The organism is Allohahella sp. A8 (genome assembly GCF_047946665.1).
GTDB lineage: Bacteria > Pseudomonadota > Gammaproteobacteria > Pseudomonadales > Oleiphilaceae > Allohahella.
The window spans coordinates 4,430,092-4,449,440 of the sequence record NZ_CP172312.1 but is presented as its reverse complement, the minus strand read 5'-3'; the positions used below and the strand labels follow the sequence as shown (position 1 = coordinate 4,449,440).

General features: G+C 55.6%; 11 protein-coding genes. 6 read left to right on the top strand and 5 right to left on the bottom strand.

Annotated features, from left to right (window positions below; translation table 11 throughout):
• Positions 1-46 precede the first annotated feature (46 nt).
• Positions 47-3,076: a response regulator gene (locus ACH3PB_RS19880; protein ID WP_416397230.1), complete on the top strand. Its 3,030-nt coding sequence runs from the start codon at positions 47-49 to the stop codon at positions 3,074-3,076.
• A 128-nt stretch (positions 3,077-3,204) separates the two neighbouring features.
• Positions 3,205-3,567, top strand: coding sequence for an arsenate reductase (glutaredoxin) (arsC, locus tag ACH3PB_RS19875; RefSeq protein ID WP_416397229.1), 363 nt, complete (start codon positions 3,205-3,207; stop codon positions 3,565-3,567).
• Between the two features lies 1 nt (position 3,568).
• Here arsC and ACH3PB_RS19870 read toward each other — a convergent pair whose 3' ends face one another.
• Complete coding sequence (locus ACH3PB_RS19870; RefSeq protein ID WP_416397228.1) at positions 3,569-4,399, bottom strand: substrate-binding periplasmic protein; 831 nt, start codon at positions 4,397-4,399, stop codon at positions 3,569-3,571.
• A 198-nt stretch (positions 4,400-4,597) separates the two neighbouring features.
• Between ACH3PB_RS19870 and ACH3PB_RS19865 the strand changes: the two genes are divergently transcribed.
• Positions 4,598-6,736, top strand: coding sequence for a lipoxygenase family protein (locus ACH3PB_RS19865; RefSeq protein ID WP_416397227.1), 2,139 nt, complete (start codon positions 4,598-4,600; stop codon positions 6,734-6,736).
• A gap of 16 nt (positions 6,737-6,752) precedes the next feature.
• On the opposite strand, the gene ACH3PB_RS19860 is transcribed toward ACH3PB_RS19865, so the two are convergent.
• The 3 genes from ACH3PB_RS19860 to ACH3PB_RS19850 form a co-directional block, all read right to left on the bottom strand.
• On the bottom strand, positions 6,753-11,807 hold the full coding sequence (locus ACH3PB_RS19860) for a diguanylate cyclase (RefSeq protein ID WP_416397226.1): 5,055 nt from the start codon (positions 11,805-11,807) through the stop codon (positions 6,753-6,755).
• Between the two features lie 140 nt (positions 11,808-11,947).
• Positions 11,948-12,883, bottom strand: a complete 936-nt coding sequence (locus tag ACH3PB_RS19855; protein WP_416397225.1) for a methyltransferase — start codon at positions 12,881-12,883, stop codon at positions 11,948-11,950.
• Positions 12,880-14,229: an iron-containing redox enzyme family protein gene (locus ACH3PB_RS19850; RefSeq protein WP_416397224.1), complete on the bottom strand. Its 1,350-nt coding sequence runs from the start codon at positions 14,227-14,229 to the stop codon at positions 12,880-12,882. Before ACH3PB_RS19850 ends, ACH3PB_RS19855 begins: the two co-directional genes overlap by 4 nt.
• A 154-nt stretch (positions 14,230-14,383) precedes the next feature.
• On the opposite strand from ACH3PB_RS19850, the gene ACH3PB_RS19845 reads away from it, so the two are divergent.
• The 3 genes from ACH3PB_RS19845 to ACH3PB_RS19835 all read left to right on the top strand — a co-directional run bounded on the left by ACH3PB_RS19845 (position 14,384) and on the right by ACH3PB_RS19835 (position 18,183).
• The gene (locus ACH3PB_RS19845) at positions 14,384-15,946 is read left to right on the top strand and encodes a phospholipase D family protein (RefSeq protein WP_416397223.1); all 1,563 of its coding nucleotides are present in this window, start codon (positions 14,384-14,386) and stop codon (positions 15,944-15,946) included.
• A 133-nt stretch (positions 15,947-16,079) separates the two neighbouring features.
• Positions 16,080-16,610 (top strand): methanogen output domain 1-containing protein, encoded by a 531-nt coding sequence (locus ACH3PB_RS19840; protein ID WP_416397222.1) that lies wholly within the window; start codon positions 16,080-16,082, stop codon positions 16,608-16,610.
• Positions 16,585-18,183 (top strand): ATP-binding protein, encoded by a 1,599-nt coding sequence (locus ACH3PB_RS19835; RefSeq protein WP_416397221.1) that lies wholly within the window; start codon positions 16,585-16,587, stop codon positions 18,181-18,183. The genes ACH3PB_RS19840 and ACH3PB_RS19835 overlap by 26 nt, the downstream gene beginning before the upstream one ends.
• On the opposite strand, the gene ACH3PB_RS19830 is transcribed toward ACH3PB_RS19835, so the two are convergent.
• Positions 18,131-19,330, bottom strand: coding sequence for an MFS transporter (locus tag ACH3PB_RS19830; RefSeq protein WP_416397220.1), 1,200 nt, complete (start codon positions 19,328-19,330; stop codon positions 18,131-18,133). The genes ACH3PB_RS19835 and ACH3PB_RS19830 overlap by 53 nt on opposite strands.
• Positions 19,331-19,349: the final 19 nt, after the last annotated feature.

Sequence of the window (19,349 nt, the reverse complement as noted above, 5' to 3'; positions counted from 1 at the left end):
GTGTACTCTGAAACGAATCCCCATTCGACAGATAGAGCTACAAACCATGATTGAAGCTGCAACTCCCTCTAATGAAGCTGAAAGATTAGAAGCTCTGCACTGTCTTGCACTGATGGATTCTGACGCTGAGCACCGGTTTGATCATATTGTCAACCAGGCGAGAGAGCTGTTCGATGTACCCATTGCCATCATCACTCTTCTCGATAGCGAGCGACAGTGGTTCAAGGCCAAATCCGGCCTCAAGATTACCGAAACCGCCAGAAACATTTCCTTTTGCTCTCATGCACTGGCATCCGACGAACCGCTTGTTGTCGAGGACGCACTGCAAGATGCGCGATTTATGAACAACCCACTGGTCACCGGAGAAATCAGGATTCGGTTTTACGCTGGGTACCCTATTCGGTCTCCTGACGGATACCCGCTGGGTACGCTTTGTATCATTGATCACTCTCCACGGGCCTTTGGTGACAGCGAACTCAAGCTATTGCAGCACCTGGCCCAGCTCGTCGATAAAGAAATAGCGGCGACCCCCTTACCCAATGCCACCTTACTTGACCATAGCCACGACAGATTTGGCGACTTCCTTCAAAACGTAGGCAGTCTCATATCCAGAAAACCCATTGCTCTGGCGATCGCAACGGGCATCTTCTTTGCAATTTTCATCGCCTGCAGCCGCTACTACATTCACACGCTCGAAGCCAACTATGCAGAAGATATAGCGAAGACATCAAGCCGGCTCTCTAATATTCGTGGTCGACTTGAAACGGAGTTGAATGCACGCCTCCACTTGACGCATGGTTTAGCTGGGCTCGTGAGAGCTGGTCGTGACGACATAGACAGAGAAGGGTTTCTTTCCTTCGCACAGGACCTTGGAAAAAGTTTGACCGGCATTAGAAGCCTCCAGCTTGCTCCTAACGGCGTCGTGAGTTACCTATGGCCCGAAGCTACAAACAGCCCTGCCCTCGGGCACGACCTGCTCGCCGACCCTAATCGGCGGATGGTGGCCACGAAAGCGATTCAAACGGGGGAGATGTGGATAGCAGGCCCGCTGGAACTACTCCAGGGCGGAACGGCATTAATCGGCAGACTTCCGGTATTTGTAGATAATAGAAATTCGGAAGAGCGTAATGCATCAGATAAGTTCTGGGGATTCGCCACAGTTCTCATCGACCTCGACTCACTGCTAAACGTGTCAGATTTTTATCGCTTGTCTAAGAACTTCAGTGTCGCCATTCGCGGTCGAAATGGTCTTGGTAGCAAGGGGGACATTTTTTTCGGATCTGAGGCAGTGTTCAAAGGTGAGCATCTCTCGGCGTCGGTCTCGTTGCCGGCTGGCCGTTGGGAGATTGGCATGACCGTGCCGACCCCGCCAACGTTTCACGTAATTTCCCCCGGAATGTGGGGTCTGATTACCGCATCCGCGCTGCTGATTGCAGCACTGCTGTACTTATTGTTGCGACTCCCCTATCGCTATCAGCGAGCGGTCGACCTCGCCAAACATGCGCTACAAAAAAGCAATGCGCGGTTCAGAGATGCCATTGAAGCACTGCCGGACGGCTTTTCAGTGTTCGATGAGTACGACCGACTGGTTAGCTGCAACCGTAAATATCGTGACTTTTTTGCTCGCGAGCACTGCCCTATCTCGCTCGGCGTTACTTTCGAAAATCTGATTCGTGAAAGCATAGAAACCGGAATTTATAGGCTTTCCGATGGAGATCCCCAAAGTCGCGATGAAATGTACGCACAGAGAATAGCCTACCATCGGAATCCGGCTCCCGAAGGGCTGGAGCTTGAGCTCTCCGATGGGCGCTGGTTACGTGCCATTGAATCGAGGGTTCCCTCGGGTGGAAGCATCATCGCCTATACAGACGTCTCTGAACTCAAGAAGAAGGAACATGAACTGGCATCGGAAAAGCGCAGGGCAGAGTCGGCGAACGAAGCCAAGACTGCCTTCCTTGCGACCGTTAGTCACGAGCTACGCACGCCCCTGAACGCGATTCTTGGTATGGTAAACCTGATGCAGTTGAGCGGCCGACTTCAATCTAAGGATCAGGAATACATAGATCTCACGCATGATTCCGCTGAACATTTACTGAACCTGCTGAACGAGCTGCTCGATCTGTCAAAAATGGAGGCCAATAAGCTGGAGCTAGAGTACAACGAATTCAATCTTGCGGTAATCGCTCGGAAAGCCCTAAAGCTCTGCCAGAGCAAAGCCGACCAGAAGAATATTGCCTTGATCGGAAACATCGACTCTGAGTCTGAAGTTATGGTCAAGGGTGATGCCGGCAGGCTCCAGCAGATCCTTCTCAACTTACTGTCTAACGCGCTTAAATTTACTGACCACGGGTCAGTCACTCTTTCTGTTATAAAGGAAAAGGCTTTATCTAGCGAACTCCAATTCCAATTCCGTATAGAAGACACTGGGATTGGATTCTCGGGTGCGCAGGCAGACACGCTGTTTCAGCCATTCCTCCAACTCGATTCTACCGCCTCTCGTAAACATGAAGGAACTGGCCTTGGGCTGGCCATTTGTAAGCGCCTTACGGAGCTTATGGGGGGATCTATAGTAGCAGAAGGCCGGCCAGGAGATGGCGCGATCTTTGAGCTGACCATTCCGTTTGAAGCTGGCGATGCGACGAATCAACAGGATTCGATCGATGAGGCTTGTGAACTCACTCCTGCCGAATTAGAGCACCATCCAGTCCGGGTTTTGATTGCTGAGGACTCACCGGCAAATCAAATTGTTTTCAGAGCAATGCTTGAGAACACCGGCTACTACGCGGATGTCGTTGGCAACGGTCTTGAAGCTTTGCAGGCCGCTAAAGACTTCGGCTACGACATCATTCTTATGGACATTTTCATGCCGGAAATGGATGGCATTAAAGCAACCAGGGCAATCCGAGAGGAATCTGCAATACAGAGCACCCCTATAATTGCGCTAACGGCGAACGCAATGCCCGGAGATCAGGAAAAATTTTTGAACGCGGGAATGGATGACTATATTGCTAAGCCATTGAATAAGAAAGCCTTGATAAAGATGCTTAATAAATGGGCTTTCCGCGCAACCTGTTAATATCATAACCTCTAACCGTCTCTAGCTCAGTTACACAATGCGGATATGAGAATCACGACTTCTCAACTACTCACCGAACACTCACCCGTTCAGCTGTATTTTTATATGCTTTCACAACGGAGTGCCTTATGGACATCACGATCTACCACAATCCTGCCTGCAGTAAATCCCGTGCGGCCCTTAAGCTGATCAAGGATGCAGGGGTCGAGCCGACCGTCGTCGAGTATCTGAAGAACCCGCCTGACAAGGCGATCCTGGCTGCGCTGGCAGACCGTGCTGGTGTCTCGGTACTTGAGCTCATGCGACCGAATGAGGATGAGTTCAAGGCCATGAATCTCGGTGATGCCACGACGACCGAAGAAGCTCGTCTAGATGCGCTGGCGGCGCACCCAAGGCTGATCAATCGGCCGATTGTGGTGGCGCCTGCCGGCGTAAAGGTGTGTCGGCCGCCTGAGCTGGTGCTCGATTTGATAGACGCCTCACGATCGTGAGTCAGTACACTGCCTCACGCTCTTCCAGGCGCTCGAAGGCTGCCTCAAGGTCTGTCAGCACTTTCTGCGCCTGAGGCGTCTTTCGGGACACGACGAACTTGCAATTGAGCAGCGAGATCAGCGTGCTTTGCAAGTCGGGCACTTCGACCTGCCTGAGCGCGGTGTCAACCGGGCTTTTGTAGTCCAGCAGAATGTCCCCCCGACCCAGGTTCAGCACCTTGAGGGCCTGTTCGTGCTCGTCCACCTCCAGCGCGTTGATGCCATTAGCGGGATCCAGAATTTCGCCTATCCAGCCACCGTAACTGTATCCGCGCAGGATGATGACCGTCTTTCCTCTCAGATCTTCCCAGCGTTCTACTACCGGTGCATCGCCCTTGGCGTAGGCGCGCAGCTCGATATGCGCGATCGTCTTCTCTCCGGCGATTGTATTGCCCTCGAAGCCAGGAACAGTGGATATGCCGAGGAACAGATCGACCTCGCCCGTGCCCATGTACGAAGCCAGCCTGTTTGCGGGATAGTGCTTCGCCTCCCAGCTGTAACCGGCCTCTGCGAGCGCCCGCTGCCCCAAATCCAGTAGTTCTCCAGCAGGCTTACCATCGGCATCCACATACGACGCAGGCGGAAACTCGACGAAGCCTAGAATGAGAGGACGTTGCAGAGTGGACGTGTTTTCTTCCGCCTGAGCGAAGGTTACAGCCGAAGACAGCAGCAGACTGGCGAGGATTCGCGTACTGCCGCTCCCAGGTCGCCACCAGGACCTGAAGATCAGGCGTTGGAGGCCAGGCTTCGCACAATGTTTGGCCGCAGAAGCGGGAATAAACAAGCTCGTCATCAAGTTACTCCAAACAATGGCCAGGGTCTGCCGCTGCTTTTGCATTTGCGCAACAGGTTCCGGTACTTTGAACGCCAACTCTAACACGCCACTCGATTCACGTAACTTCGCACTTCCCTCCTCATCATCTATACCTTATAGGCAACAAAAAAAATCTTGATCGATGTAGTCCCATCTTTCTGCTGTAAGGAAAAGTTGATGATCGATGCCCTACCCAGCACAACCATGCCCAGTCTTCCCCAGAACGACAGCCCCGCAGCCCAGTCTCAGCGCCAGTTCCAGCTCTCCCTGGCGCGCACCAACTATAACTACATGCAGTCGTACCTGGAGCATGTGCCATTATCTGCCGGGGTACCGAAAGGCGAGGAATTTTCGCTGGCCTACACCGCCAAGGTACTGCCAGTATTCCTGCGTCTCGCCGCGAATTTCAAGTATGTCGTACTCGGCATTCTTGCAGAAGAGCTGGAAGGCGATCTGCCCACTGAAGCAATCCGGGATGTTGAAAAAGCCTGGGACAAGCTCGAAGACAACCTGAGCATCTTTCATCTCGAGCGTGACCTGGAGAACCTGAAGGGTCTGCTGGGTAGCCTGAGCAAGGTGCCTCGAGCCCTGGAAGGCCTGGTTAGAATTCCAGCTGACCTTCAGCGGATGGCCACAGGCCTGAATCAGGTATTTGAAGAAATGCTTCGTGATGGCCCAACGGCTTTACTGAGATCGACCCTCTTCAGCATGCTTGATCGAGATGGTCGACGGGATTATCTCCAGGCGACCGGCGTCGCTGACTACACAAAGCTTTTCGAGCTCCTGCCCAAGCCGCAGACATTGGAGGTCACGAGGCAGCCTTGGATGAAGAGCAAGGCCGAACCTTATGAGCAGGATTGGTATTTTGGCTATCTACAGACTGCAGGGTTCAATACGACCATTCTGACGGGAGTCAGACCCGATAAGGATGCGCCGGCCTACGCGACACGCTTGTCCGCACTGCTCAAAAAAATGCCGCTCACAGATGCGATACTCCAGTCAGTAACCGGGGATGCAGGACTGACGCTGAAAGCTGCCGCCAAAAAAAGACGGCTTTACGTATGCGACTATTCGATGCTGGCCGACGCCAGGACTGATCCCAATCATGGTGAGGAGCGCTATGTGGCCGCGCCGATCGCCGTGTTTTATTGGAACCCCGATCCTGGCCCGGGATACCCCGAGAGCAACGGCGCAATGCAGCCGATTGCCATTCAGCTGCAACAGCAACATGACGCAGAATCTGCGCCTATCTTCACACCCAACGACTGCGCTGACGCCAACGATGCCAAGGGCCTGAAGTGGCAACTCGCCAAGACGCTGGTGAACGTGGCCTGTGCGATGCAGCACGAAAACGTCGCCCACCTCGGCGCCTGCCACCTGACGCTGGACCCGATGATCGTTGCGGCACACCGCCAATTGTCTGATCAACATCCTTTACTGCAGTTGCTGATTCCGCATTTCCGTTTCACGTTGAACATCAACGACAACGCCATGCACAGTCTCGTTATTCCTGGCGGGGTTGTGGCCAACACTGTCGGCTTGAAAGTGGAGTCGTCCCTGGCCATGGTCTCCGAGGCAAGGCAGGCCTGGCGGTGGGACGAGCAGAGCCCGGATCGCTTGTTTGACGCTCGCGGCGTCGATGCCGGCAGCTTGCCCGACTTCGCATTCCGGGACGACACGCTGCTACTGTGGGACGCCATCAAGCGCTACGTGACAGCCTATCTGGGGATCTATTACGCGGACGACACTGCAGTGGCCGGCGACAGTGAACTGCAGGGGTTCATTAGCGAGCTTGTCTCACCCAGGTTTGCTGATTTCAAAGGACTCAACGGTCTGAAGCCGACTGGCAACCCCCAACAGCCATTCATGATAGACAGCCTCGACTATCTGATTCAGATTGTCTCCCACATCATCTACATCGCAGGGCCGCTGCATGCATCGGTCAATTATGCGCAGTATCCCCTCATGTCCTTCAGCCCCAGCGTCTCAGGTTGCATCTATAATCCACTGCCGGCTCGACGTACTGTGATCACGAGCAAGGACAAGGCTGTAGGGTGGTATCCACCTCTGGACATCGCACTGTATACACTATCATTTGAGTATCTCCTGAGCGGCGTACAGTACGATACCCTCGGGCAATATAGTGATGATCCCCGAGAGCCTTACTTCGCCGACCAGCGGGCTCAGGAGGCGGTTAGCGGCTTTCAGCATGCCCTGGCATTGGCAGAGATCGAAATATGCGGACGAAACAAGACGCGGCCGATGCCATACCTGTTCCAGTTGCCCTCAATGATACCAAACAGTACCAGCATCTGAAGTCGACAGCAGAAACTCAGTCGGCGACGCAGAAGCGGTTTCGACCGAGATCCTTGGCTCTGTAAAGTGCCTCGTCCGCCTTGGTGACGATGAGCTCAGCATCGTCACCGTGGACAGCAGACATCGTGCAGACGCCGAGACTGATTGTGACGTGATCGCCCTCCTCTACACAGGCGTGAGGTATATTCAGACTTCGAACTGCCTCCAGGCAGTTTCGTGCAATCTGAAGGATATCCACGTCCTTTGATCCACTGATGAGAATGGCAAACTCCTCACCTCCATAACGCGCAAGCAAATCACTCGAACGATGCACAACATGCTGCAGTGCCTGGGCGACAGCATTGATACAGCGATCGCCCACAGGGTGACCGTAGTGGTCGTTGTATAGCTTGAAATGGTCGATATCGATCATGAGCAGGGAGAGTGGCAGACCGTCGCGCTGGCTTCGCGCCCACTCCCGCTTGAGGACGGTATCGAATTCCCGACGATTGGCGACGCCGGTCAGGGCATCGATACTGGCCAGCCGATGAAGCTCTTCGGTCCGCAGCCTGACCTTTTCTTCCAGTTGGCCATAGTGACGAGCATTTACCAGTGAAACGGCGGCCTGGGCAGCAATGAGTTCCAGCGTATCCTTGTGCTGATGAGTAAATGTTTTTTCAGTGAGATTGTTCTCGAGATAGACAATGGCGATAAGCCGCCCCTGACCGATAATTGGCAGACACAGCACAGATTTTGGGCGGTGCCGCTGAAGATAGGCGTTATTGAGAAAGCGTTGATCTTCCGCTGGCTTCTCCAATAGCAGTGTTTCACAGGTATGTTGGACATAACGGATGATCGCGTCTGGCAGCAAGGACTCTGCCTGTTCTGGAGTTCCCACAGACTGGTGCGTCTGCACCTCGTGATCGGCACCGAATAGACGGCAATCGATCTCGCCGGTTCCTGCATCGACATTTCCACACACGCCGAGCCTGAGCACTCCCTCGTCGTTGACCGCGATGCCACCGTGTTGCGCACCGGCATTCACCAGGAGGACTTCCATCATTTTCTTGAGCAAATCGCTGGTATTCACTTCCTGTGAGAGCAACTGATTAGCTCTCAGCAGTGACTGGTAGTCGAGCAGACTGGCCGGAGAGACGACCTTCGTCGCACTGAATGAAGTCGGATCATCGTAGCCACCATAAGAGACATTTCTCCAGGCGCCCGATAGCGACGGCCACTCACGCTCGATGAGCATACACTTGGCCGAGGCTCCCCAGCGACCATAGTGATAATGCGCCTCTTTGATGAAATGCTGAGCCAGACGCTGTTGCTGCCGTGCCAGCCAGAAGCGTGCATATCGCTCGCAGGCAATGGCCTGGCACTGGAGGAAGCCTGCCTTTTCTGCCGCATCTATCGCCTGGTCGTACAGCGTCATTGCCAGTTCACTGTCAGCCTCGATTCGTGCGAGTTCTGCACTGATCAGCAGCTGTTTGTGCTCGAAATTCTGCGGACTGTCAGCAGCCCACGTTCGCAACAGATCTCTGTATTCCCGCGCCGAGCCAATATCCTCGTCGTTGGGCTTTGCCTCGTTCAGCAGTATCAGCGCCGAATAAAAGCTGGCATCGGTGACGGACGGACTGTCTGGCAGGAAAGCGCCGATCATGCCGCGGTTTTGTACGAACTGCTGCTGCGCAGGTCTGTCCCCCATGAGATAGGCATGTCGGATCATGGCGCTACTGTAGAACGCCAGGTCAATTGATGGCGTCGTGAAGTCACCATCGAAGACAACCATCGCGTGCAGCGAGTCAGAGTCAAGTGACTTCGGATCGGGCGTCTTGCCCTGGAGCGCTAGAATCGACTGATAGCTGCACAGCTTCAGATATCGCGCAATCGGCAACTGGTGGTGTTTGCGCAGGAACGCCAATCCGCGGGTGGCTTCGATTTCAATCTCCGGCAGTGGTCTGCCGCTGATAAGCTGATTTCTGATGCTGAAAAGGATCGAGTAGCCGGCATAGACCAGGTTGATCCCTTCTCGTCCCCAGGCCGCCACCTGAGCGAGTGGATCGAAAGTATTGATGATCGGTTCGCACCAGTGCTGATAGGTTGAGGAGAAGTACTGGTAAGTGGTCGCACGGTAGTATTTGTTGTCCCATTGGTCAGACATCGTCTTGGCCAGGCGGCCCATTCGGTAACACTGCGGATAGGCTTCCCCCATGGACGACATGGCCGTAGCATAAGTGAGGTAGCCAATCGCGCTGAGCTCGCATTGCCCATGCTCGAGCGTAAGCTGGACCATCCTGCAGGCATTGACGGCGTAGGATTTGAAAGCGCCGACGAGATAAAGGGCAACCGCCAGCGCATTGTGAAGCTGCATGCACTGCAGGCTGACCGCGTCCGACATCTCCCCTGCGGTCAACAGCTCCACTTCTTCGCATGCTGTTAGCGCAGCCTTGGTGGTCTGGAAAGCCTCTAGCAGCTCCGCGTCCGCTGCCTCCTCGTTTTCCGGAAACTGGTAACCGAGCTGCTGCAGGCTTGCGAGCATCACTGCTATAGCTTCCGGGAAGCGTCCCTGCATCTGATACTGCTGTGCCTGCACCAGACTCAGCTCGACCAGGTCTGAAGGATTCTGCGAAGCAGACTGGACCACCGTATAGATCGCATCGGCTGCTTCGAAACGGCCCGCCAGATATTCAGCTTCGGCAAGCGCTTTGTGTATCGAAAAGGCCAACGATGCCTGCTCCGTCCAGGCCGATGCAGGCAGCAGTTTCTGGGCAGTGCCGAGAAATCCTGCTGCAGCTTTATAGGCTGCCGCTTTTTTCACCTTAAGGCCTGCACTGAGGTTCAGTGCGACCAGTTGCGCACGCTCATCCTCGGCATCGATCAAATCGAGAGCGTTGTTCAGGGCCTGCAGCACGATGAACGGATTATCTTCAATTTCTGCCGGCGTACTTGCGGCCAGTAGATGGCGTCCGATACGCAGCTGCAAGGCCTGCTGCTCGTTATCGGGCGTCAGATGCCACGCTGCCTGCTGTACGCGGTCATGCAGGAAATGGCAGCGGGCTTCGCTCAGTTGCACACGGTCCTTGCTAGACAATAGTTGATCGTCGAGCGGGACGATGAAACCCGCGTTCAGCACCGGCTTCAGCGTCGCTGCAGTGGCAATCACATCACGCTCGCATACGGCCGCGAGTTGTCTAACCGTGAACTCGTTTCCCAGATGGGCTGCAATCGCCAGTAACGACTGCGCCGCACCATTGAGTTGCTGAAGCTTACAGACCATGAAATCAACGACGTTGTCCGTGATATCACGTTGGCGGATGCGTTTGACGTTCCATCGCCAACAGCCGAGCACATGGTCGTGCCAGATGTCGCCCTGGTCGTGCAGCGTTTCAAGGAACTGAGTCAGAAAGAATGGGTTACCATGCGTCTTCTCGAGGCAGAGCTGAGTCAGATCACCAGTTGCCTCTGCCGGGCAATGCAGAGTATCGGCAAGCAGTGCTGCGATATCCTCAGCTTGCAATGGCTCGAGCTGCACGCTTGCAACCGGGGTTCTGCCCTGCTCCAGGGTCGCCAGGGTATGCGTGAGCGGGTGCCCCTCGTCGATTTCGTTGCTTCGATAGGCGCCTACTACCATCAGGGCCGTATCAGGATGATTGGCCAGTTGTTTCTCCAACAGCGTCAGTGTCGGTACACCGGCCCATTGCAGGTCATCGAGGAAGAGCACGAGAGGCCGCTCGGGCGAACACAGTGCATTGATGAACTGGGACCAGGCCAGCACAAAGCGCGCTTCGGCCTCTGCAGCAGGCAGCGGCGGCACTGCAGGCGGATGGCCAGTTATCAGCGCCAGCTCGGGCAGTAATTCCACGATCACACCCGCGTTATTGCCGAGTGCCGTGGTGAGTGTTTCGCGCCAGGCGTCCAGCACCACTTCAGGCTCGCTCAGCAATTGCTGAATCAACATTGGAAACGCCTGAGTCAGCGCGCTGTAGGGCTGCGAGCGGTTGTACTGATCACATTTCCCGGAAATGAAAAAGCCCTTCGTCGCAAGCTCTGGCTGTTGCAACTGCTGAACGAGCACCGTTTTTCCGACGCCTGAGTAACCGGCGACCACCACCATTTCCGAGTGGCCTGAAGACACTCGTTCGAAGCAGTCCGTCAGTACGGCCTCATCAGCGGTCCGGCCGTAGAGCTTTCGCGACACGCGGAATGTCTGGGGCTTATCCTTGCTGCCAGGCGCGAAGGCCTTGATATACTGATATTGCTGCCATTGCTGTTGGCATTCGTCGAGATCGGCCTGAATACCAAGGCTGCTCTGGTAACGCTCATCTGGCAACTTCGCGAGCAGCTTGTGAACGATGGCAGCCAGTGAGGCCGGAATGTCGCCTCGCACGGCAGTCAGCAATTCTGGCTCTCTGGCGATATGACTGTGCATCAGCGTCATGAGATCGTCGGTCATGAATGGCAGCCGACCGGTAAAGAGCTCGAAGAGCGTGACACCAAGCGAATAGAAATCGCTACGGTAATCTACCTCCAGCCCGGTACGACCTGTCTGTTCCGGTGACATGTACTGAACTGCTCCCCACCGATTTCCGACGTCGTGTGGAACAGGCTTGGCGCGAAGGCCGGTTGCGAGGGAAAAGTTGCACAGCTTGAGGTGTAGCGTCTCGGGATTGATCAACACATTGCCTGGATGATAATCACGATGAATGATCTGATGCCGATGCACCTCACCCAGGGCTCGGACGAGGCGACAAGCGATCTGTAGCCGCTGATCCAGGGACAGGTCGTTATCTCGCAGAAAGTGCGATAGCGTGACAGATGGGAAGTTCTCAAGCACCAGAACGTAAATATTGTTGTGGTGCTCCAGGGCGAGGACGCGCAGGATGTATTCTGACTCTATCGTCTGCAACACCTGGTATTCGTGCTTCCAGCGTGCATCAGAATCAGCAGATGGATATTCCGTTATCTGGAACTTGACGATGACATCGTCGCCGCCGTAATCCGAATGGTCAGGACCGGCATTTGCCAGGGCAACTGCCGCATCATCCCGTGAATACAGGACGTCCTTTATCGTAAAGCCAGAAAGTCTCATCAACCGATTCGCCGTCACCTTGAAAAGTCGATCGTTCCGACGGGCATATCGCGAGCGAACGCCTGTACAGTCTCATTACACGGTGTTGCAAAACCGTCGATGCATTCAGCATAGCCTATCGACGCGGTTTGATGAGTTTTTCAGCCCTCCCTTACCAGCGTGAGCGCCACAGCGGCGATCCGTTCAACATCCGCGTAGGCGGGCTTCAAGAGCTCCTCGCCAAAGACATCAGGGTCAATTTCGCGGTAATGCCAAGTACAGCGCTCGTTGTTCAGACGTTCCCGTAGCGCCTGTAGAAAGCCGTCGTGACCGTTAACGATCGCAATGCCCGTGTAGAGTAACAGCGTACCACCACTGGCTAAGCGTTGTAGGGCACTTTCCACAATCTGGAAAGACAGACCCGAGCCAAGCTCACCGCCACCGTGGCGATAAGCGCGCTCCTGGGCATCGAGCATATAAGGTGGGTTTGCGACAATGAGGTCGAACTCACCTTCTACATCGTTCAGCAGATTACTCTGACGCGACACCACATTAGGTGTCTCTGCCAGTTTGGCATTGACGGCGGTGAGTCGAAGGGCCTTGGGGTTGATATCCACCCCAAGCACCTGCGCTTCCGGCCGTCCCCGGGCCACCAGAACAGCACCAGCGCCAGAGCCACAGCCGATATCCACAGCGCGTTGCACCGTTTTATCACTGCTCTGGAGATAGGCTTCGATAAGGCTGGCAAAACGATAGGTATCAGGGCCGAAGAATACCGAGTCGTCAGCTTCCGTGGGATAAGCCGAGTGTGCGAAGAGCAGACCGCTCAGGCTGGACCACCTCAAGGCACTGCGCCAGATTTGTCCATGTGGCAGAAGCACCTCCGCTCGATGCATCTGCTCGAACAGCTCATCGCCAACGATGGCTCGCTCGAATGGGCGACTCCAGCCAAACACATCTCGCAAATCCTGTGCTCTGCGACTGCCAGCACGAGCATTGTTGAATTCATGTGTGGCGGGCGTTACTACGGTGTAGTGATAGCCCGACGCAATCAAATAACGCCCAAGAGCCAGCAGTTGCTCATCAGCAGCACTCACGGCAGTGCCGCCGAGAACTGACGGGTTGCCAGCAGGCCGACAGCCGTTGCATGGCTCGATGGCGCCATCAGGCGGATAAGCCGCTGCATGCGCAGTTCCAGAGGTAGGAGTTCGAGCTCACGCGCCAGTTCACTCACGTCCTGATCGAGATCACCCTTGGGACCACTACGCTTGCTGACAGCCACACGCTCCGGCCGTCCCGGCGCGCGTCGGTGACGAATGGTGTGGGGTCCCTCGTCGTCGGCAGTCGGGGCAGCATGGATGTTTTCACCATGATTGAGCCAGTCACCGCCGATCCAATCGAAGATCAGCTGCTTTTCACAGGGGCTGAAGACCCCAAACATCGGCGCCTCGTTACCATCGATGAGTCGCCAGAAGCGGCTCTGCTTTGGGTCTTCATGACGCTTGACCCAGTTATTCTCCACCAGCGCCTGGAGGAACTCCGACATCTGGCCCGATGTCATGAGCCACTCATTGACGGTTTTCCCGCCAATGCTACAGAAGTCGGAATGGAGGTGGCGGCCAAAGATGCTCTTCCGTTCCAGCATCGCCACCAGCGCCCGTTCGAGATCAAAGTTTTCGATGATGTCGGCCGTACTCAGTCCAAGCTCGTTCAGACGATAGCCCCTGCTTACCCGCTCGATAAAAGCCGTCGGATCGCCACAGGCTGGCAAGGTAGCCAGAAGCGCCTGCACGGCCTTACGGGCATGACCTGTGCTCGCGTTATCGATGGTGACATGCAAGGTAAAGTAATAGGGATCTATCGCCAGCTCATCGAGCTCGAAAGCTGTAATAAGCAGATGCAAAGGCAGTTGTTCATAGCCCAGATTGTAGCCGATCAGCTCGGGCATGAATTCATCAGCGTGATAACCCATCGCGAGCTGCAGCGCACCCTGAAGATAATGATCATCCCCAAGTTCAGGCAATTCCTCGGCGCCGTAGGCCGTCAACAACCGCTGGTACAACACGACGTGGTTCTGGGCGGGATCGCCATCTCCGAGTTCTTCGAGGTAGGTGCGAATAAGCGGATGAAAACGGTCATCACGCCAGTGCTGCAACACACCATAGAGCCACGCGCCATCCACGAGCTTGGTAGGGGCGGCTTGCTGCAGAAACGAAAGCGCGTGCGAGCGGGAGCTGAAGTAACGACGAGGCTCACCGGCCTTGCGCGCCTCTAGATAGCGTGCATAACGCTCGCCCGTGGCGAGGGCTGCGTTTTCCATCCAGCCTATAAGTTTATCAGCCTGGAGCGGCATGTCGCACGGCAGATCGGCAGCCTCTTTCAGCTTGTTCTTGAGAAACGCCCTGGATGTGCCATGATTTTCAGGTGCCAGCGGCTCTGTCATCAATGCTTCATAAAGCCCTCGGGCAGTTCCAGCGGACGAAATACTTGTATAGTCCTGCAGAGATCGATGAATCTGCATACGGCTCAGGCCTCACATTTTCCTACCAGTCAGAGCCTTTCGTACGTTAGCGTGGAGTAGCCAGTTCAGCTGTATCATGAACATTTGCACAGGACCAACAGCGCGCCTCAGGCTGTCAGCGATTATTCTGGGCCTTTTTGTTCAGGGCTGCGCCCTGCCCTCGTTGAAGGAACGGAGTCTATCGACGGCGTTGCCGGGTGAGGTTGCGCAGAACACGGCTTTGGGGCGTGCTGTCGGCCCCCAGGCGCAACGTCATCCTGGCAAGAGCGGCGTGACCATGCTTGCGGATCCCCTAGCGGCCTTCGCAGCGAGGATCCTGCTAATTGGTATGAGCGAGCGTACGCTCGATCTGCAGTACTACATCTGGCAGGATGACACCACTGGGATGCTGCTCCTGCAGGCGCTGCATGCAGCGGCGGAACGTGGTGTACGAGTCAGGCTGCTAATCGATGACAACAGCACGAGCGGACTCGACACAGAACTGGCCGCCCTTGCCAGCCACCCCAATATCGATGTGCGACTGTTCAATCCCTTCCTGATCCGTGGCGCAAAGTGGCTCAACTATTTCACCGATTTCAGCCGCCTTAACCGGCGCATGCACAATAAGTCTTTCACCGCTGACAATCAGGTCACCATCGTGGGCGGGCGCAATATCGGCGATGAATACTTCGGTGCAACGGAAGGCGTGCTATTCGCGGACCTCGATGTGCTGGGTATCGGACCTGTCGCCCAGGCGGTGTCTAAGGATTTCGACGCCTACTGGGCAAGTGAATCCGCCTATCCGGTCGACACCATAGTGTCGGACGTGGAGGCCACCGATCTCGCCGACCTGGCGGCTGAACAGTTTGGCCTCATCGCTGAGTCAGCAGAGGTCACACGATATCTTCAAGCCGTCAGCGAGTCGCCTTTCATGACACGCTTTCTGCAGCAAGAGCTCGAACTCGAGTGGACGGAGGTCCACATGATCAGTGATGATCCTGCCAAGGCGCTTGGCAAGGCCTCTGAAACTGAGCTGCTCACCTCGCATCTGGCCCGAATCCTCGATGTTCCGCAGCGCAGTGTCAGGCTGGTTTCACCATATTTCGTGCCCACCGAAGCCGGCACCCAGTCCTTCAGAGAGATGGAGGCCAGTGGCGTCGAGATCGAGGTGCTGACCAACTCCCTGAATGCCACAGATATTGCCGTAGTGCATGCCGGGTATGCGAAACAGCGCAAGGCGCTGTTAAAGGGCGGCGTATCTCTTTACGAGATGCGACAATTCGCGGCACCTCCCGAGCCAGGTGGTCACATATTTTCACTCAGCCGCAGTGGCTCAAGCCTTCATGCGAAGACCTTCTCGATAGACGGCGAACGCGTCTTCGTCGGCTCGTTCAATTTCGATCCGCGGTCAGCCAACCTGAACACAGAACTGGGTTTTCTCATAGAGAGTACCAGCATGGCCGGGAAAATTGATGAGGCCTTTGAATTCGATGTGCCTGGCTACGCCTATGAGGTGCGCCTCGACGCGGACGACGATCTGTATTGGGTGGAGCAACGGGGCGATGAACAGATTCGATACGATGTCGAGCCTGAGACGAATCTGTGGGAGCGCTTCCTGGTGAAATTCTTTTCGCTGCTGCCTATCGAGTGGCTGCTATAGATTTGCCGACAACCGTAGGCGCGAGCGTCAGGCCAATTAGCCACGTTGTCTTGACTTGCTCATTGAACTAGATTGGATCAACATCGGTCATACATTTTCCCGTTTAACCGAGTTTGTCGGTTCAGGAGCTAAAGTGAGTTCGCCAGCCACAATACCGCTTGAAGACCTGGATATCCCCTTGGAGCGTGACGTCTTCCTCAGGTCGCTGATTCGCGAGCTCGCAGGAACCCTGCAGGATGTTGTGGGTCTTGAGGAAGCCGCCGGCTTTGTAAGTGTGGTCGGACAGCGAATTGGCGACCAGATCAATCTCAGTTACCGCGAAGCGATGGGCACCAGCGTCCTTTCACGATCCCAGGTGGCGCAGGTGCTAGTCGATCTGAAACGTCGCATCAAGGGTGACTTCTTCATCATCGAAGAAAACGACGAGCGCATCGTATTCGGCAACCGAGCCTGCCCATTTGCTGAAAAGGTTCTCGGCCGTCCGTCGATGTGCATGATGACCTCGAACGTTTTTGGTGTCATAACCGCGGAAAATACGGGCTATGCTCGGGTGGAACTCCAGGAAACGATTGCCCAGGGTGCTCCAGGCTGTCGTGTGGTGGTTCATCTGAAGCCTGCCGACGACGCAGATATTGCCGATGGCCGTGAATATTTTGCAGGCTAAGCATCCCGAGTTCTCAACCGAATTACAGTTTCATCAGTTCGCTGATGTCCTGCCTGAGTCGGTAATACTCGTGGATACTGACGGGCGAGTATTGGCACTGAACAAATCTGCTCAACGCCATCTCGCCCCCTACAATATACAAGCCGGCAAGTCCGACCTCACAGTGCTCTGTCGTGAGGGTCCCGAACAGATTCTTCAGTATTTGCGGGCCTGCAGCCGCACTCGGTCATTCATTCCCGGCTCATTGAGCTTTGGCGAGACCACTGGCAAGACCGTGATCTTCCGTGCTGAAGGTGCGCTTTTCGCCAGAGAAGGGCTCAAGGCACCCCATCAATTGCTGATCAGGCTACAGCCACGTGAAGCGCGCGGCGGCCGGTTTATCGCCTTGAATCAGCAGATCAAGCAGTTATCCCTGGAAGTGGATCGAAGACGACGGGCCGAGCTGCAGTTACTTGAAGAGCAGCGCCGCAAGGACGAGTTCCTGGCCATGCTCGGACACGAACTACGTAATCCCCTGTCGCCAATAAAGGCGGCGCTGCAGCTCCAGAACTTCGCGAACGTCAGCGATGATGCCAAGGCACGATCCATGGATATCGTGAACCGGCAGGTCGATCACCTCACCCGGCTCGTCGACGACCTGCTCGATGTGGCGCGCATTACTCGCGGTATGATCTTACTGAAAAGCGAGCGGCTTGAAGTGGGTTCGATTATCTATCGGGCTTCCGAACTTTGTCAGCCGGTCATTCAGGAAAAAGAACAGCGCCTATCGATCGAAATGGCAGGTGAGCCCCTGTACGTCCAGGGCGATCTGCAACGCCTCACTCAAGTGGTCGGCAATGTGCTCAACAATGCTGCCAAGTATACTCAGCGAGGTGGTTCGATCCAGCTGATCGTTTTGCGCGAAGATAGCTATGTCAACATCGTGGTGGCTGACAACGGCATGGGCATAGACCCCGCGCTTTTGCCCCATGTTTTCGATGTATTCTCCCAGTCCGAGAGGACCATCGCACGCTCTGAAGGCGGGCTTGGTGTAGGGCTGACCATCGTGAAGCGTATCGTCGAGCAACATGGAGGCATGGTTTCGGTTAGTAGCGCGGGCCTTGGCGAAGGCAGCGAGTTCAGGGTTGTGCTTCCGCTCGGTGACGCACCACCAATGCCAGAGCTACCGGAACAGGCGCGCCTGCCAAACACTGGGTCAGGACTGCGGGTACTTGTGGTAGATGACAACGCTGACGCAGGACTGATGCTGGCAGAGCTGCTCCGTCTTACAGGCTATACAGTCGATCTGGCTGAGAACGGGCAGCAGGCTCTGAGTGCTGCAGACACCTTTGCGCCCGACGTCATACTTCTCGATATCGGACTACCTGATATGAGCGGCTACGACGTTGCACGCGCTATTCGCAGTAGCGCCGGGCGTACAAACCCGCTGCTGGTTGCCCTCACCGGCTACGGACAGGCAGAGGATATCCGAAAAGCCATGGCTGCCGGTTTCGATCACCATCTCGTTAAACCAGCGGATATCAATCGTTTGATGGAGATACTGGCTGCTCCTGTCCCCGCTCCCGGGATTTAAAGGCCGGAGCGAGTTTACAGATAACGGCCAGCCAGATGAACGCCACCAGTCCGGCAAACAGGAAGGTCGCGGAAAAGCTCGTGAATTCGGCGAGCAGGCCGAGTAGCAGAGGCGCGCTGAACTGGACACCGCGGTTTCCCATTAACCGCATACCCAGTGCTCCAGCCCTCTGCTCGGCCGACACATGCTCTGCCAGTACTACCATGGACAGCGGCTGTGATATCCCGGAGCCTATACCCAACGCTATCGCCAGCACACCCAGCAGCACCACATTCTCAATGTAACCAGTGAGGCAAAGTGCCAGCCCCACGATGCCTACAGAGATCATCATCGCTGCAGCCCGTCCCCCGAGAAGGCTGATAGTGGACGCCATGAATGGCCGAATCGCCATGGAAGCAAACGCGCGCAGGCTCACCAGACTACCAATAGTGGTGGCTGATATCGCCAGACTCTCCAGATAGACTGGCAGGAAGCTACCGTAGGCGCCCATGGCAAACATTACCGCCACTGTTGTCGCTATGGAAATCTGCACGCCCACGTTTTCTTTCAGCAGCCGCCCCTGGGCGCGAAAGCCGGTCATCGACTTCGACGTCGCCTGCCCCAGCCTTGCAGCGCCCGTAAGGAAAAAGCCACTCATGACACTGATAACTGCGACACCCGCCATGACGGCGAATGTCGAATGCGTACCATCTGTATCGATCATGAAGCCGGCCCATAGCGGGCCCACCAACTGGCCTCCGGACAAACAGGTAGCGTACCAACCGAAATACTGCTCCAGCGCCTTTCCCCGACCCAGCCCCGCTATAATTGACTGGGCCGCCAGCACCATGAGCAGGTGCGCTACGCCAACCAGCAACTGACAGATGACAAGACCGCCGTAGCCCGGTAGCAGCATCATCGCCAGTGGCCCGAGCGTCATGCCTACGCCACCGGCAACGATCACTTTCACGCCACCAATGCGGGTAACGGCAGCGCCCATTGGAATCGCAAAGATCAACGGAAGAATGTACGGCACGGATAGAATGCTGCCGATCATAATCGGCGAGGCACCCAGTTCCAGAGCATACAGCGGGATAACGACCAGCAGCATGCTCTGTACCATGAAGGCACTGGTCAAGCCTATGCAGATGGCGACCAGGTTTCGCAAGACATCCCTGTGAATGATG